This is a genomic window from Candidatus Ponderosibacter sp. Uisw_141_02, assembly GCF_048087665.1.
Classification (GTDB): Bacteria; Pseudomonadota; Alphaproteobacteria; order Puniceispirillales; family Puniceispirillaceae; genus UBA3439.
The window spans coordinates 62,745-77,637 of the sequence record NZ_CP159807.1; the positions used below are offsets into that span (position 1 = coordinate 62,745).

Annotated in this window: 17 protein-coding genes and 1 tRNA gene; 6 read left to right on the forward strand and 12 right to left on the reverse strand. The window is 49.8% G+C overall.

What is annotated here, in order from left to right:
- Positions 1-25: 25 nt before the first annotated feature.
- From def to truA, 3 genes are read left to right on the forward strand one after another with little or no spacing between them, the layout of a single operon-like run.
- Positions 26-556, forward strand: coding sequence for a peptide deformylase (gene def, locus ABXT40_RS00310; RefSeq protein ID WP_443645854.1), 531 nt, complete (start codon positions 26-28; stop codon positions 554-556).
- 13 nt (positions 557-569) lie between these two features.
- Positions 570-1,652: a methionyl-tRNA formyltransferase gene (gene fmt / locus ABXT40_RS00315; protein WP_443645855.1), complete on the forward strand. Its 1,083-nt coding sequence runs from the start codon at positions 570-572 to the stop codon at positions 1,650-1,652.
- Complete coding sequence (gene truA, locus ABXT40_RS00320) at positions 1,649-2,413, forward strand: tRNA pseudouridine(38-40) synthase TruA (RefSeq protein WP_443645856.1); 765 nt, start codon at positions 1,649-1,651, stop codon at positions 2,411-2,413. The genes fmt and truA overlap by 4 nt, the downstream gene beginning before the upstream one ends.
- Here the strand turns inward: truA and ABXT40_RS00325 are convergent.
- From ABXT40_RS00325 to rpmH, 10 genes are all read right to left on the reverse strand, one after another.
- Positions 2,383-2,949, reverse strand: a complete 567-nt coding sequence (locus tag ABXT40_RS00325) for a hypothetical protein (protein WP_443645857.1) — start codon at positions 2,947-2,949, stop codon at positions 2,383-2,385. The genes truA and ABXT40_RS00325 overlap by 31 nt on opposite strands.
- A complete protein-coding gene (gene dapE, locus ABXT40_RS00330; RefSeq protein WP_443645858.1) occupies positions 2,950-4,092 on the reverse strand; it encodes a succinyl-diaminopimelate desuccinylase in 1,143 nt (380 codons plus the stop codon).
- Between the two features lie 4 nt (positions 4,093-4,096).
- Positions 4,097-4,957, reverse strand: a complete 861-nt coding sequence (gene dapD, locus ABXT40_RS00335) for a 2,3,4,5-tetrahydropyridine-2,6-dicarboxylate N-succinyltransferase (protein WP_443645859.1) — start codon at positions 4,955-4,957, stop codon at positions 4,097-4,099.
- Between the two features lie 101 nt (positions 4,958-5,058).
- Positions 5,059-5,733 (reverse strand): pyrimidine 5'-nucleotidase, encoded by a 675-nt coding sequence (locus ABXT40_RS00340; protein ID WP_443645860.1) that lies wholly within the window; start codon positions 5,731-5,733, stop codon positions 5,059-5,061.
- A 32-nt stretch (positions 5,734-5,765) separates the two neighbouring features.
- A complete protein-coding gene (argB, locus tag ABXT40_RS00345; protein WP_443645861.1) occupies positions 5,766-6,674 on the reverse strand; it encodes an acetylglutamate kinase in 909 nt (302 codons plus the stop codon).
- Between the two features lie 169 nt (positions 6,675-6,843).
- On the reverse strand, positions 6,844-7,521 hold the full coding sequence (gene yihA, locus ABXT40_RS00350; protein WP_443645862.1) for a ribosome biogenesis GTP-binding protein YihA/YsxC: 678 nt from the start codon (positions 7,519-7,521) through the stop codon (positions 6,844-6,846).
- Complete coding sequence (gene yidC / locus ABXT40_RS00355; protein WP_443645863.1) at positions 7,485-9,242, reverse strand: membrane protein insertase YidC; 1,758 nt, start codon at positions 9,240-9,242, stop codon at positions 7,485-7,487. The genes yihA and yidC overlap by 37 nt, the downstream gene beginning before the upstream one ends.
- Complete coding sequence (gene yidD, locus ABXT40_RS00360; protein ID WP_443645864.1) at positions 9,239-9,544, reverse strand: membrane protein insertion efficiency factor YidD; 306 nt, start codon at positions 9,542-9,544, stop codon at positions 9,239-9,241. The genes yidC and yidD overlap by 4 nt, the downstream gene beginning before the upstream one ends.
- Positions 9,541-9,966: a ribonuclease P protein component gene (gene rnpA, locus ABXT40_RS00365; protein WP_443646934.1), complete on the reverse strand. Its 426-nt coding sequence runs from the start codon at positions 9,964-9,966 to the stop codon at positions 9,541-9,543. The genes yidD and rnpA overlap by 4 nt, the downstream gene beginning before the upstream one ends.
- Before the next feature lie 36 nt (positions 9,967-10,002).
- Positions 10,003-10,137 (reverse strand): 50S ribosomal protein L34, encoded by a 135-nt coding sequence (gene rpmH, locus ABXT40_RS00370; RefSeq protein WP_443645865.1) that lies wholly within the window; start codon positions 10,135-10,137, stop codon positions 10,003-10,005.
- 182 nt (positions 10,138-10,319) lie between these two features.
- On the opposite strand from rpmH, the gene ABXT40_RS00375 reads away from it, so the two are divergent.
- The gene (locus ABXT40_RS00375) at positions 10,320-10,550 is read left to right on the forward strand and encodes an ATP-binding protein (protein ID WP_443645866.1); all 231 of its coding nucleotides are present in this window, start codon (positions 10,320-10,322) and stop codon (positions 10,548-10,550) included.
- Positions 10,551-10,638: 88 nt separating this feature from the next.
- Here ABXT40_RS00375 and gpt read toward each other — a convergent pair whose 3' ends face one another.
- A complete protein-coding gene (gpt, locus tag ABXT40_RS00380) occupies positions 10,639-11,118 on the reverse strand; it encodes a xanthine phosphoribosyltransferase (RefSeq protein WP_443645867.1) in 480 nt (159 codons plus the stop codon).
- A 291-nt stretch (positions 11,119-11,409) separates the two neighbouring features.
- On the opposite strand from gpt, the gene ABXT40_RS00385 reads away from it, so the two are divergent.
- Positions 11,410-11,486, forward strand: a tRNA-Arg gene (locus ABXT40_RS00385).
- Between the two features lie 619 nt (positions 11,487-12,105).
- Positions 12,106-13,104, forward strand: coding sequence for an ATP-grasp domain-containing protein (locus ABXT40_RS00390; RefSeq protein ID WP_443645868.1), 999 nt, complete (start codon positions 12,106-12,108; stop codon positions 13,102-13,104).
- Positions 13,105-13,489: 385 nt separating this feature from the next.
- On the opposite strand, the gene ABXT40_RS00395 is transcribed toward ABXT40_RS00390, so the two are convergent.
- Positions 13,490-14,365 carry a DMT family transporter gene (locus tag ABXT40_RS00395; protein WP_443645869.1) on the reverse strand — a complete coding sequence of 292 codons (876 nt, stop codon included), beginning with the start codon at positions 14,363-14,365 and terminating at the stop codon, positions 13,490-13,492.
- Positions 14,366-14,893: the final 528 nt, after the last annotated feature.

The following is a 14,893-nucleotide window of genomic DNA, read 5'->3' on the forward strand; positions in this document are numbered from 1 at the left end:
GAAGTCACATTTAGGAATTTTACTTATGCCAGCCACTGCCAAGCTTGTCCCAATTGTCAAAGTGCCAGATCCGGTTTTACGCGAAACGGCAAAGCCGGTGACCGAAATCACCGATGGCATTCGCCAGCTTCTGGATGATATGGCGGCAACCATGTATGACGCGCCGGGCATTGGCCTTGCCGCACCGCAGGTCAATGTTGGCCAGCGTGTCATTGTTATGGATTGTGGCAAGGATGATGCGCCCGAATTATTCAAAATGATTAATCCGGAAATTATTCGCGAATCAGACGCCCGCGCCATCTTGGAAGAAGGCTGTCTTTCTATTCCCGACCAAACGGCCGATGTTGAACGGCCAGCCGAAGTTGAAGTGCGCTATCTTGATGAGGCTGGTGAGATGCAGTCACTTGTTGCTAGCGGGCTGTTGGCGGCTTGTGTTCAGCATGAGATTGATCATTTGAATGGCGTGCTGTTCATCGATCATATTTCCCGCTTGAAACGTGATATGATTTTGCGGCGGGTCATGAAGGAAATGCGTCAAACGACATCGCGCAACTAACCGGAGGTCATGCATGACCGCCCCTCATTCAGACGATAAAATGGCAGACGCCAAAATGGCAGACGCCGAAATGGCCGATACGCCGCCGCAGAAAGGCGCAAAGCAGCGCATTGTCTTTATGGGCAGTCCGGCCTTTGCCATTCCGACGCTTGATCATCTTGTCAAAACGCATGAGGTTTGCGCTGTCTACAGCCAGCCAGCCAAAAAATCTGGCCGTGGCATGAAAACAACGCCGGTGCCTGTTGCCGCCTATGCTGATGCTGCGGGCTTGCCAGTTTTCACCCCCGAACATTTAAAATCTGCTGAAATTGAGGCGCAGCTTGCAAGCCATGATGCCGATTTATTCGTTGTGGTTGCCTATGGGCTGTTATTGCCAGCAACGATTTTGGCCATTCCGCGGTTTGGCTGTTTGAACGGCCACGCATCTTTATTGCCGCGGTGGCGGGGTGCCGCGCCGATCCAGCGTGCGATCCAAGCCGGCGACAGCGAAACCGGCATTTCGGCAATGATCATGGAAACCGGGCTTGATACCGGCCCCGTTGTTGGCGTTCGTCAAACAGCAATCAGCAAGCATGATAATGCCGCCAGCCTGCATGACCGGTTGGCCGATTTGACTGCGGCATGTCTTGGTGCGGTGATTGACGGTGCGCCAGATAGTTTGGCATCACCAACACCGCAAGCCGATGACGGCATTATCTATGCTGCCAAAATCAGCTCGGCCGAGGCGATGATTGATTGGCAGCAGCCTGCCAATGTTCTTGATTGTCACATCCGTGCTTTTGCACCCTATCCGGGCGCATGGTGTTTTGCGCCAAAAGGCCGATTACGCATTTTAGAGGCAAGCCCGATGGCGATGCCAGCGACACAAACGACCGCAACGCACCAGAACGTAGCGCCCCAGAACGCATTGGCCGGCAGCTTTCTTGGCAAGACCGATGATGGCGCAATGATAATCGCTTGTGGGCAAGATGCGCTGAAAATCACAAAGGTACAACCGGCGGGAAAAACCAGCATGACGGCAAGTGATTTTCTGAACGGGACAGCGCTGGCGATTGGTGCGTTTTTGCATCCTGAAACCAGCCCAGAAACCAAATGACGCGGCGTATTCTAATCACCATTGAATATGATGGCGGCCCCTTTTCAGGATGGCAGCGTCAGGATAATGCCGATTCGGTTCAGGCCCGGATTGAAGATGCCGCCGCAGCTTTTTTATTGTCACCAGTTGCGGTTGCCGGCGCAGGGCGCACCGATTCAGGCGTTCATGCCACCGCGCAGGCAGCGCATCTTGACGTTCCCGATAAATTCACCGCCAACAGGGTGCTGGAGGCGTTGAACGCCCATCTTGCCAGAATGCCGATCAGCATTCGACATGCGGTTGAGGTGCCAGCCGAATTTCATGCCCGATTCAGTGCCATTGGCAGGCGCTATCTATACCGGATTTTGCCGCGCCGCCAACCGCCAGCGCTTGATGCCGGACGGGTCTGGCATCACAAACCCCCGCTTGATCCAATAGCGATGGCAAACGCTGCCAAACATTTGCTTGGGCGGCATGATTTCACCAGTTTTCGGGCAAGCCAATGTCAGGCTGAATCACCCTTGCGGACGCTTGATCGTTTGGATGTTGAAAAGGTTGGTGATGAAATTCACATTCATGCCGAGGCGCGGTCATTCCTGCATCACCAAGTGCGTAATATCACCGGAACTTTGGCGCTTGTTGGCACTGGTAAATGGCACGCCGATGATGTGAAAACCGCGCTTGCTGCCTGTGACCGCAGTGCGGCTGGCCCAACCGCCCCGCCCGAGGGCTTGTATCTTGTTGGGGTTGATTATCCGCCGATGGCTGGCAGTCGCGACTGAAGCATATAAAGAAGGCTGACATCGATCATGAATGACAGGGCGATGAACCCTGCCGCTACCAAGCCGCCCTTGCCGACGATATCGCGGCCAATCCGCCACAACCAATAGCAGGTCCAAACGGCAACCGGCAAAATCGAAATCATCAGCGTTTGATCACCGGTCATCACGGTCAGGCTTTGAACAATGCCGCCAAGAAGCTGTTGCAGATTTTCGATCCATAAAAATGGCACGATAAACGGCAGTAACTTATCTGGTCGGCCAAGCGCTTTTAACAACAGATTGATCAAAAGCACCAGCATGACAACGCCGATCAATTGCAAAAGCAGCGCCGCGAAAAATAGGTTTGGAGTCGCCTCAAGCCCCGGATAAATCGTGACCAAAAGCGTAAAGACAATCGATGCTGCAATTGCCTGCCAAACCCCCGCTGGCGATGTGTCATAACTGCCAATCGCTGGTTTTCGGCCAAGCATGACAAGCAATGTCACCCGAATCAGGGCGAACAGGCTTGATGGTGATAGATTGGGCAATGATGCCATTTAAGAGTCACCCTTAAAAAAACGAACCAGCATTTCATGATAGATTTTCGCAAGCTGGTCGATGTCAGCAGCGTCAACATGCTCATCGACCTGATGCATGGTTTGACCAACAAGGCCAAATTCGGCAACGGGACAGATATTTGTGATAAAGCGCGCATCCGATGTGCCACCGCTTGTTGACAGAACCGGCTTTTGTCCGGTGACCGATTTAATCGCTGCCTGCATCAATTTGGTAAAGCTGCCGACAGGCGTCACAAAGGGCTGTGCCGAGGCACGCCATGTCGCCGTCCATTCGCCGCCAACACGGTTGAAATGTTCTTCTAGCCAACCAATTAAATCATCTGAATTATGTTCGGTATTGAACCGGATATTGAACTTGGCCGATACGGATGCGGGAATGACATTGCCAGCTTCGTTGCCAGTATCGATGCTGGTCACATTCGCCGCTGACGGGTCAAAATAATCATTGCCGCCATCAAGCGCGGTGCCATTCACCGGTGCCAACATCGCAATCAAGCGGGTAATCGGATTATCGGCCAGATGCGGATAGGCAACATGGCCTTGCACCCCGTCAACGCGCAATTGGCAGGACAGGCTGCCGCGGCGGCCGTTCTTAATCACATCGCCAAGACGTGATGGATTGGTTGGCTCGCCAACAACACACACATCTGGCACCTGACCATTTGCCTGTAACCATTCAACCATCTTAACCGTGCCGAAATCAGCATCGCCTTCTTCATCACCGGTGATGATAAAGCTGATCGACCCTGAGTCATCGGCACCGTCAAGAGCGGATACGGCGGCAACAAAAGCGGCGATGCCACCTTTCATATCAGCCGCACCACGGCCATATAATTTGCCATCGACAAGCGTGCCGCCAAAAGGGTCATGCTGCCATTGCGCGGCATCTCCAACCGGCACAACATCAGTATGTCCGGCAAAGGCGAAATGAGGGCTGCCTTTCCCACGGCGTGCACACAGATTATCAATCCGCTTGTCCCCAGCGCCAAAAGGCAATCTTGTGCAGTTAAAGCCAAGCTTGGTGAATTCATCCTGCAACAGATCAAGCGCCCCGCCTTCAATCGGTGTTACCGATGGGCAGCGCACAAGTCTTTGCGCAAGTTGAACCGCATAGGATGGCATGGTTTTAATCTCTCAAAAGATCATTTATAGATGTTTTTGCACGGGTCTTTTCGTCAACTTTTTTGATGATTACGGCGCAATATAGTGACGGGCCAGGTGATCCATCGGCCAATGGCTTGCCGGGAAGGCTGCCAGGCACAACAACTGAATAGGCTGGCACGCGGCCAATATGCACTTCGCCGGTAACCCGATCGACAATTTTGGTCGAAGCGCCAATAAACACACCCATCGACAAAACCGCACCGGTTTCAACAACCACACCTTCAACAACTTCTGAACGGGCACCGATAAAGCAATCATCCTCAATGATGACCGGTCCGGCCTGCAAAGGTTCCAAAACCCCGCCAATACCAGCCCCGCCTGACAGATGCACATTCTTGCCAATCTGCGCGCATGATCCAACCGTTGCCCATGTATCAACCATTGTTCCGCTGCCAACATAGGCACCAAGATTCACAAAGCTTGGCATCAAGACGGCATTTGGCGCAATAAAGGCCGAATGGCGAACAATACAGCCCGGCACGGCACGAAAACCGGCTTCGCGGAAACGCGCTTCATCCCAGCCGCTAAATTTTGGTGGCACCTTGTCCCACCACACAGATTCGCCAGCACCTTCATAGATGGTTCCACTTGGGATTGTTTGCATGTCATTCAGACGAAATGATAAAAGCACCGCTTTTTTCAGCCATTGATTCACCGTCCATTGATGATCGCCAGCCGGTTCTGCGACACGCGCTGTTCCCGAGTCAAGCAAAGCAAGCGCAGCTGCAACAGCGTCACGAACCGCCCCTGTGGTCGCGGCATTTACCACATCACGATTGTCCCATACGGCGTTGATTTCGGTTTCAAGTTGCGCCAAATCCATGCTTTTCTCCTTAAATTTGACAGGCCAATTGCCCGCCCCTGTCGTTATAGCGTTTACCGGCCCATGCGTCCATAATGCCGTCACGTCAGTCTTTTGATTGATCACCCAGCAAGGGCAAGCGAGCGCAAAAACCCCTTTAGGTCATCGGCTTTAAAATGCACATAAGCTTCATCCGAGCCGTGATTAGCCCATTCAATATCACTTGCCAGCCAAACCGTACGCATGCCAAGCGCGGCTGCGGGCTGCAGATTGGCGGCCATATCTTCGATCATGACCGCACCATTCGGGTCAATGCCGGTCTGTTTTAAAAAACAATCAAAGGCATATTGATCTGGCTTGGGAATATAATCGGCGGCAACAATATCAAAAATCTGATCAAAATGATGACGAACACCATAGGCCGATAAAATATTTTCCGCATGCGGAACGGTGCCGTTGGTAAAAATATGTTTCCGCCCGGGCAACGCGGTTAACATGGAATCAAGCTCTTGGTCATGGTCAAGATCACTAACATCAATATCATGGACATAATCGAGATAGACTTTGGGCTGGATATTTTCTTCGCTCATCATGCCGCGCATGGTGGTTCCATAGCGGTGAAACAAATCCTTTTGAATCACCCGCGCATCATCATCAGCAACATTATAATGCGCCGCAACAAATTCGGTAATCCGAACCGATACGCGGCGAAACAGATTGGTTTTGGCCGGATAGATGGTGTTATCGAGATCGAAAATCCAGTCACCGATCGATTGGGTTGGAAAAGTAGCTGTCATAATGGTTATCATTCTTCCTAATCAAAAATACATTAATCGGCGGTGATCATGGTTCCCATACCATGTTCGGTGAATAATTCTACAAGAAGCGCATGCGGTGCGCGGCCATCCATGATTACCGCGCCTTCAGCACCGCCTTGAACAGCATCAATACAGGTTTTAACTTTTGGAATCATGCCGCCAGAAACCGTACCATCATGGATCAAGGCTTCGGCTTGGCTAATCGTTAGGCTGCTAATCAATTTGCCGTTCTTGTCCAAAACCCCTGATACATCGGTAAGCATTAACATGCGCGTTGCATTCAAGGCTGCGGCAATGGCACCAGCTGCGGTATCGGCATTGATATTATAGGTCTTGCCATCTTCGCCGCTGCCAACGGGTGCAACAACGGGAATCAAATGATGCTGCATCAGCGCATTTAAAACAGTCACATCAACATGTGATGGCTCGCCAACAAAGCCAAGATCAACCGCTTGCTGAATCGCACTGTCGCTGGCTTTTGCCACTGCCATCAATTTGCGGGCCGTAAGCAGCCCACCATCCTTGCCAGACACGCCAACAGCGCGTCCTCCGGCACCAGCAATCGCGGCGACAAGCGCCTTGTTAATGCCGCCAGCAAGAACCATTTCAACAACCGAAATCGTGGCCTCATCGGTGACGCGCAGACCATCAATAAAGTTTGATTCGATTTGCAATTTTTTCAGCATATCACCAATTTGTGGCCCGCCGCCATGAACCACAACCGGCCTTGCGCCAACCTGATCCAGTAAAGCGATATCGGCGGCAAACGCATTCACATAATCAGCCTTGCCCATCGCATGGCCGCCAAATTTAACGAGGATGGTTTTGCCAGAATAGCGGCGCATAAACGGAAGTGCCTCGATAAGCATTCCGGTTTTCGCTAGCAGATCAACCTGCATCTGGTCAGCTGAGTTTTCCATCGTGATCGCCTTTAAAGCAAGGGCCATATCAGGCCGGATTTTTCGAAAAGAGCGCAGATGCCAATGGCCTTGCGCCTATTTACCGCGCTGATTATCGGCAATCCCGCCAAGAGCGCAATAGCTTGGCGCAATTTAATTCGGTTTCGGGGGTTAAATCGCTTATCTCGCTTTAGGGGGCAGTTCGATCGGCCTTTGGCAGAGCAAATCCCGACAAATGCGCCCGCAATGCCTCAATGCCGGTTCCATTTTCAGATGAGGTGATGAATAATTCGGGATAGGCGGCAACATATTTACTGATTTTTGTTTTGGTTTCCTTGCATATTTTCGCCAGGGATTCAGCTTTTTGTTTATCGGCTTTAGTCATCACCACCGCCCATGACACCGCCGTTTCATCAAGAAGCGCCATGATATCATGATCGGCTGGGCCAACACCGCGCCGACTATCAATCAGCAAAAATACCCGCTGCAAGGATGGGCGACCGGCAAGATATTTGCGGGTGAGATTGGTCCAGGCCTTGATGTCGGTTTTGGGTGCCGAGGCATAGCCATAGCCGGGCAAATCAACCAATTGCAGGCGATCGGCAAGATTGAAAAAAATCAATTGCCGTGTTCGGCCCGGCGTTTGCGATGTTCGCGCCAGCATTCGCCGTCCGGTCAATCCATTCACCAGCGAGGATTTGCCAACATTCGATCGGCCAGCAAAGCAGATTTCCGGCAAGGTAACCGGCGGCAATGCCTTCATATTATTGGCGGCGGCGATAAAATCACACTGGCCGGCAAAAAGCAGCCGACCAGCCTCATTTGTGATGGCTAGCCGCTCTTCGCCACTTGTTTCATGATGTACCATTGCTGCGCCATTGAAAGAAGGTTGTTCCATGTCCAGTAAATTACCAAACCGGCCGGGAAAGTGGCTAGCAGGAAAGTAAAAAACACCGGCATCCACTGGAATACTTTAGCCTGGATTGGATCAGGCGGTGTCGGATTCAAGCGCATTTGCAAAAACATGGAAATACCCATGAAAATTGGCCATAAGCCTAATTGTAAGAATGGTGGTAGAAAATCGACGGAAAAGGGTAATAAGCCAAAGACATTGAAAATTGAGGTCGGGTCAGGTGCTGACAAATCGGCGATCCAGCCAAAGAAAGGCGCATGTCGCATTTCGATGGTCACAAATAAAACCTTGTAAAGCGCAAAAAATACCGGAATCTGCAATAGCACCGGCAAACAGCCTGCTGCCGGATTGACCTTTTCCGCCTTGTACAGCGCCATCATTTCTTGGTTCAGCTTCATCCGGTCATCACCAAACCGTTCGCGAAGCGATTGCAGTTTCGGTGTCAGAATCCGCATCTTTGCCATCGAACGATAGGATTTATTGGCAAGTGGGAAAAAGGCAAGCTTTACAACAACGGTAAAGGCCAGTGTTGCCACGCCAAAATTACCAAATAAATTAAACAGCCAGTCAATGGCATAGAAAAACGGCTTGGTCAGGAAATAGAACCAGCCAAAATCAATCGCCAAATCGAAATTTGGAATGCCCAATTCTTCTTCATAATAATCTAGCAAAGCCACTTTTTTGGCACCGGCAAAAAGCCGCGCTTGGGTGCTGACTGCCGAACCGGCGGCCAAGGTCAAACCAACATTATCTATATAATCGACCTGATAACGGTCGGTCTTGCCCGGTAATGACTGAAAGCTGTAGGTGAATTTTTCCTGCTGCGATGGCAATAATGCGGCAAGCCAATATTTATCGGTAATACCAATCCAGCCACCCGCAGCCTCTGGTGCGACTTTCATGCCGCCGGCAGGGGCGTCTCTCAAATCCGAATAATCTTCTTCTTTTAGGGTTTCGTCAAAAACGCCAAGCGCGCCCTCATGCAGAATATAGATCCCGCTTGTTGGCGGCGTCCCTTGGCGGCGTACTAAACCAAAAGGATACATGGTGATCGCCGTGCCAAGGCTGCTGGCGACCGAATCATCATAAGTGATCAGATAATCATCATTGATTGAAATCTTGCGGGTGAAAACCAGACCTTTGCCATTGTCCCAGCGCAAGGTTACCGGACTTGATGGTGATAACAGATCACGATCACCCGCCCATAGGGTTTGCGCTGATGGCATTGGCTGGTCTGCATCTGAACTCGCCCAGCCAAATTCGGCAAAAAAGGGTGCTTGTGAGCTGGTCTTTTTCAAAAACTGAATATTATCTGATGCGTCATCCAAAGTTTCGCGATAGCCGGTCAAAATAATATCATCGATCCGCGCGCCCTGAAGCGAGAAAGAGCCTTGAACCAATGGCGCGTCAATGGTGATGCGTTTGGCCGTATCGGCGGTTGCGACATCCTGTCCTGCAACGCCCGGTGTTAGGTTGACCACCTCACCGGTGTTGGCGATTGCTGGCGTGCCATCGACATTCTGTGTCTTGGCAGTTGCTGCCTGCTGTTCCGCGATCAGGGCTTGTTGCGCCTGTTCTTTTTCCAGTTCGGGCTGAATGACCAATATCTGCCAGCCAAACAAAACAGCCATTGACAGCGCAACAGCCAGAATCAGATTACGATTTTCGGGAGTCATTCACCTAACCTTTGGTTTTTGGTATTAATATTTTTCACGGCTTTTAGCCTGTTCAAGAATGGTGGCACTGGATCGACCCTCGGTTCGGCCCAAGGGTGACAGCGCAGAATACGTTTTAGCGCATAGTAAGATCCATGCAAGGGTCCATGTGTGATTACCGCATCTTTCGCATATTGTGAGCATGTTGGCAAATGCCGACAATTTGCCCCCAAAAGCGGCGAGATAAACAAACGGTAAAATGCAATCAGCCCAAGCAGGAAACTAGCCGCTACCTTTTGCGCAAAGCCGCCAAACCGGTTCATGGGTCATCCTGTGGTTGGCCGTCTGCCAGTGGCTTTGCGTTTGGCTTGGAATCGGGCTTGGCGTCAGACTTGGCGTCAGAATTTGTGCTGTTGGCGATGGTGCGATGAAGATAGCGGATAGCTTTTTTCAACCCTTTGGCCATGTCCTGCCAATCCGCCGTTGCGGTGTCGTGACGGGCAATCAACACATAATCAATGCCATTTTTTGCCAATGGCGACAGATGATCTCGCGCCAAAGCGCGCATGCGCCGCCGTGCCCGATTACGCGTGACGGCATTGCCAATTTTTTTGGTAGCGGTGAGACCAATCCGCCAATCATCCGAATCGCGGGTGACGGCTTGGATTACAAGACCTCTGGCAAGGGCTTTTTCGCCCTTGGACCGCGCCGCAAGAAATCCGGCGCGCGACGGTATGGTTTTCATGTCAGACACCAAATACCGGTATCCTTGTGAATATCGTTACGCTGAGAGGCGCGCACGGCCTTTTGCACGACGAGCCTGAATGACCCGACGACCACCAACAGTGGCCATGCGTGAACGAAAACCGTGACGGCGCTTGCGAACCAATACGCTAGGCTGATAGGTGCGTTTCATCTGAACGCTCCTTTATGACTGTGAATATAGAAAAATATTGAGTGCGGGGTATAGGCCGCGTGGGCGCATCTGTCAATGATATTTGCATTGGGCCGGCAATGATTTTGACGCGTTATTTCCAATTCATCAGCAAAAACCGCCGCGCATCATTGCCTTAATAACCCATAATACCGGTTTTTAACATGTTTTGCATTAATTTGGCGCCATTCAAAAGCAAACAAGGCAGCGGCGGCGGGCTTGGGCTTGCCATTTCACGCGATCTGACAATGGCACAAAATGGCATGCTTCCGCTTAGCCGGTCAGGTAGTGACGGCTCGGAATTCCACATTCAATTTCCTTCGCGCGTTTTCCCGACCTTGTCCAACACAAATGAGACCGAGTGGCATGATATTGCCGCGCCGCAAAGCCTGTAAATGTGTCACTCTTTAGCCAAGCACGCTAAAGCCCAAAACTCTCTAACCACCCACCCAATAAGCGCCCTTCGATTGAGCATCATTTGATCTAGCGTTGGCCAATGATCGGGGTTGATGGCTGCGGTTCAAGATCCCATGGAAAGAAAATCCAAGTATCCTGCGAGACTTCGGTAACAAATGTATCGACAAGCGGCCGCCCAGCCGGTTTTGCATAAACGGTTGCCAGATGCGCCTTTGGCAGCATCAGCTTTAGCGCCTTGGCGGTTTCGCCCGTATCGACAAGATCATCAACAATCAACCAGCCGCTGCCATCGCCGGCCAAGGGCGATGGTTTGAGAACATCAAGCTTGCCACGTTCATTGCCGGCATAGGATGAAATACAGGCCGTATCAATCAGCCGAATTTCCAATTCACGCGCAACAATTGCCGCTGGCACAAGCCCGCCACGCGTGACCGCAATCAATCCGTCAAACGGGCCAAGCTCGAGCAGCCGCCAGGCCAAAGCCTTTGAGGTGCGATGTAATTCTTCCCATGAAACTGGAAATGATTTGATACGCTGTTCTGTCATGCTTCTCACCCTTGACCAAAGACAAAGCCCCCGAGGGACTTGTTGCGGGCGCCATCATATCGGGTTGCCTCAAAAGCTGTAAAGCCAAAGCATATGCTTGATACGGTATTTTTTTCACAACCGATTCAGGCGATGAAAAAAGACCGATTGGAATGACCAATAAAAAAGTCGGTAAAGTCGGGTGAATATTCACTTGCAAGCGCCTAAGGCTTAACCTATGTTGCGCCTCATTGGTTGACACTCACCGCCAAAGCCGCAAGGCAAGCCGGTGATTGACCAAAGGCCAAAGACGCGCTCGTAGCTCAGCTGGATAGAGCACTAGACTACGAATCTAGGGGTCGGGAGTTCGAATCTTCCCGAGCGCGCCATTTCCCTTAACCATGAATCTTCAACAATACCCTTGATCACAGCCTGTGTCGGTTGGTTGATCGTGTATCGATTCTAGCGACTTAAGTATACCCGTGTCACTCGAAAAAGCGTTCCAAGAGTGACCGGAGAGTGACCGAGGTTGATCTGATTTTTATCTGTGTTGACCATGGTTTCTTTTAAGCAAAGATTGGGTCTTAAGCGATCAAGACTATTTGCGCATGTGCGCACGTTGCGCATGAGTTTCTATGGAAGTTCCTGTGATATGCAATATTGCGCATGAGTACAAACACTCTGCAATTCATACTAAACAATCTATATATTACATATACTTAACTATACCTCTCAAGACTCCTAAGAAAACTCATGCGCATCATGCGCAATCTTAATTGTCAGAAGCAATCACGCTCATGCGCATTGTCTCCAACAAAACCTTCTTCAGCATCCTTAACAAACCTAACCTGATTACGCTGGGGCATGAATAACTTTGATATAACGTGATTTCGGTAAAGTTTTCTGTCCTTAAATAAGAGGATAAAAATCTTTGCTAAATGCATGTGTTTGATATAGGCAATTTAGAAAATGTTTCTATATCTTTCCTCAATGGACGAGGAGATATATATGCCTATTACCTACACGAATGCCCATGTGAATGAAGTGCCGGCGGTTTATATAATCCATGAAAATGCCGATTGGACTGGGCCGTTATTCGCGGCGTTGGATGCAATCGGTGTTGCATATCACGATTGGAACCTGGCCAACGTAAACATTGATTTATCGAAGAACGCGCCGGCGGGTGTGTTTTACAATCGGATGAGCGCATCTTCCCATACCAGAGGCAATCGATTTGCACCTGAGATGACAGCTGGCGTTTTGGCGTGGTTGGAGGGGCAGGGGAGATTCGTGATCAATGGACGTCAAGCCTTACATCTGGAAATCTCTAAGATGATACAATATGCGGCGTTACGACATGCCGGTTTGAATGTCCCCCAGACTGTGGTGGCGATTACGGCTGAGGATATCATTGAAGCGTTCTCTTCTTTTGGAGGGAAACCTATAATTACAAAACATAATCGTGCAGGTAAAGGATTGGGGGTTGCGTTGTTCCGCTCAAAACCAGCACTGGTAGAGTATGTGAATGGCGAGGACTTTGATCCATCTGTTGATGGTATTACCCTCGTTCAGCGTTATATTGCCTCGCCGGAACAGCTGATTACCCGAGTGGAATTTGTGGGACGTAAATTTGTCTATGCAGTCCGTGTGGATACTTCAAACGGATTTGAGTTATGCCCTGCAGATGTTTGCGCTCTAGATGCGAGCACCTGTATGGCAGACGCTGATCAACGATTTGCTTTTGACATTGATGGCAGTTTTTCTAAAAGCGCGCTTGGCCAATTGCTTATCCCAAAGATGCAAGATGTAATGGCGCGCGAAGGGCTAGATGTGGCAGCCTTTGAGTTTATCACAGATGAAGATGGTGTGCCCTATGTCTATGATATCAATACCAACACTAATTATAACAGTGATGCCGAACAGCGCGCAGGCATATCAGCAATGGCGGTATTGGCATCATATCTTGGGAGCAAACTGGCCAACATAGAAGTAAAGGCAGCCGCATAATTACCTAATTGCCTATCAAATATTCAACAACATGTTCTTCAATGTTTTCTGAATTAAATTCATATGTTTAGCTGTGCTTCTGAAATGGAGTTAACAATGACGTCGGGTTTCCCGGGAAGGTTATCCCATGCCACTCCAGTTCGATTGACCCAAATGTAAACTGGTTTATGTGCGGGGTAAAGCTGGGGGCTGTCACAGGGAATCCTAGCGCGATGCAGGCACCTTCTACGGGTGGTATTTCAGGGATGAAACCGACCCGCAGCCAGTCGGTTTTTGGCAGCGGTGATACAAACGGTGATACATCTAAATTGAAACCAACTTGGTTTGATGCAAGAATGTAGGGGTTATGCAGGGAAATGCTGTGGCACAAACCGTCCCGAGCGCGCTATTCTCCATTCTTCTTTTCTAAGCTCCCTGAAGCTAAAATCACCCCTACTGCAACCAAAAAGATACCCACTACACCTCCAGTGGTGATCGTTTCGCTCAGGAAGACTACCCCACCAAAAAGTGCAAGGATTGGAGTTAAAGCCCCAAACGCTGCAGTTTGAGCTGCGCCCAAACATCGAATTGCAATCGAGTATAGTATCATTGCAAGGACACCGATGAGCACGCCTTGCAAGAGGCAAACCCAAACAATTTCTTGGATGTTGACATTGCTGAAACTGACTTCTCCAGTCATAAAAAGAACTGGAACCAAGAAAAGAGTGCCCCAAAATAACCCAACAACTAATCCTTGAACCGGTCTAAGGCCAGCTTGTTTAAAATAGATTGTGTAGATGGCCCAGAGACATGCGCCTAAAAGAAACAGTAGGTGACCTTTCCATGTTTCTGAGTTTGAGCCATCAAGCATTTGCGTCAACCCAACTGATATTGCTCCTATGAAGATTGCTAACAATCCAACCAAACGGAGTTTACTTGGTTTTTCGCCAATCAGTAAAAAGGAGAATAATGCCGCCCAGAATGGCAATGTTCCGGGTGCAAGGGCACCTGAGTCAGATGCCGAAGCGTAAAAAAGCCCTGATGAAATGATGTAGGGAGCAACTGCACTAGGCATAAGAGCTATCATCACCGTGCTTACAAAGCTCTGCCCACGAAGGATGACACCTAATTTGATCATGAATGGCAAGGTGACAATGCTAGCTGTGACCAGCCTGAGTGTCATCACCTCCTCAACAGAAAAGTTGCTGCTTATAGCAAACCGTGTATTTACCAGAAAAACCGCCCATATCGTGACGGCTGCGCATAGCAGTTGATATGCCAAGGGCACGCTCTCTAACCGCATTCATCGTTTATCCAATCTGGGCTCTTTAACACCGTATAAGGCTGTTTAATTAAATCACTTTTGAGGGCATTGAAGGGGAAGAAAAACAAAATAGAAGATGCGCTTTTAATATGCGTCAGGAATGTATTCATGCACACAACACTAGAGCTTGCGGCATCAAATTAAACAACTTTTAATCGATCAAGTTCATTATATAAGTATTTGCAGATTTTATCCTTTATCAAAGAAAAGCCCCTCTGACGGGGGAGGTGTCAGAGGGGTAAGGTACTCTTGATAGTGAAAACAAGTCGTCAACGTGGAGGAAGAAAGCTTGTATTAGTTGTTTAGCGTCTGATGCCGCTGCGCGATAGGTTTATAAACGCTCTACTACAGTGCATTTATTGCATCATCTTCTGCCTGACTTGAACTGGATCCTGTAATCAGCTAACGGCCATCTCAAAACTGGCTCGAGAAAAGCCCCCACCGGTATTAACCAGCAAGGGCAAGTTTTAAGGGAGTGACACCTTT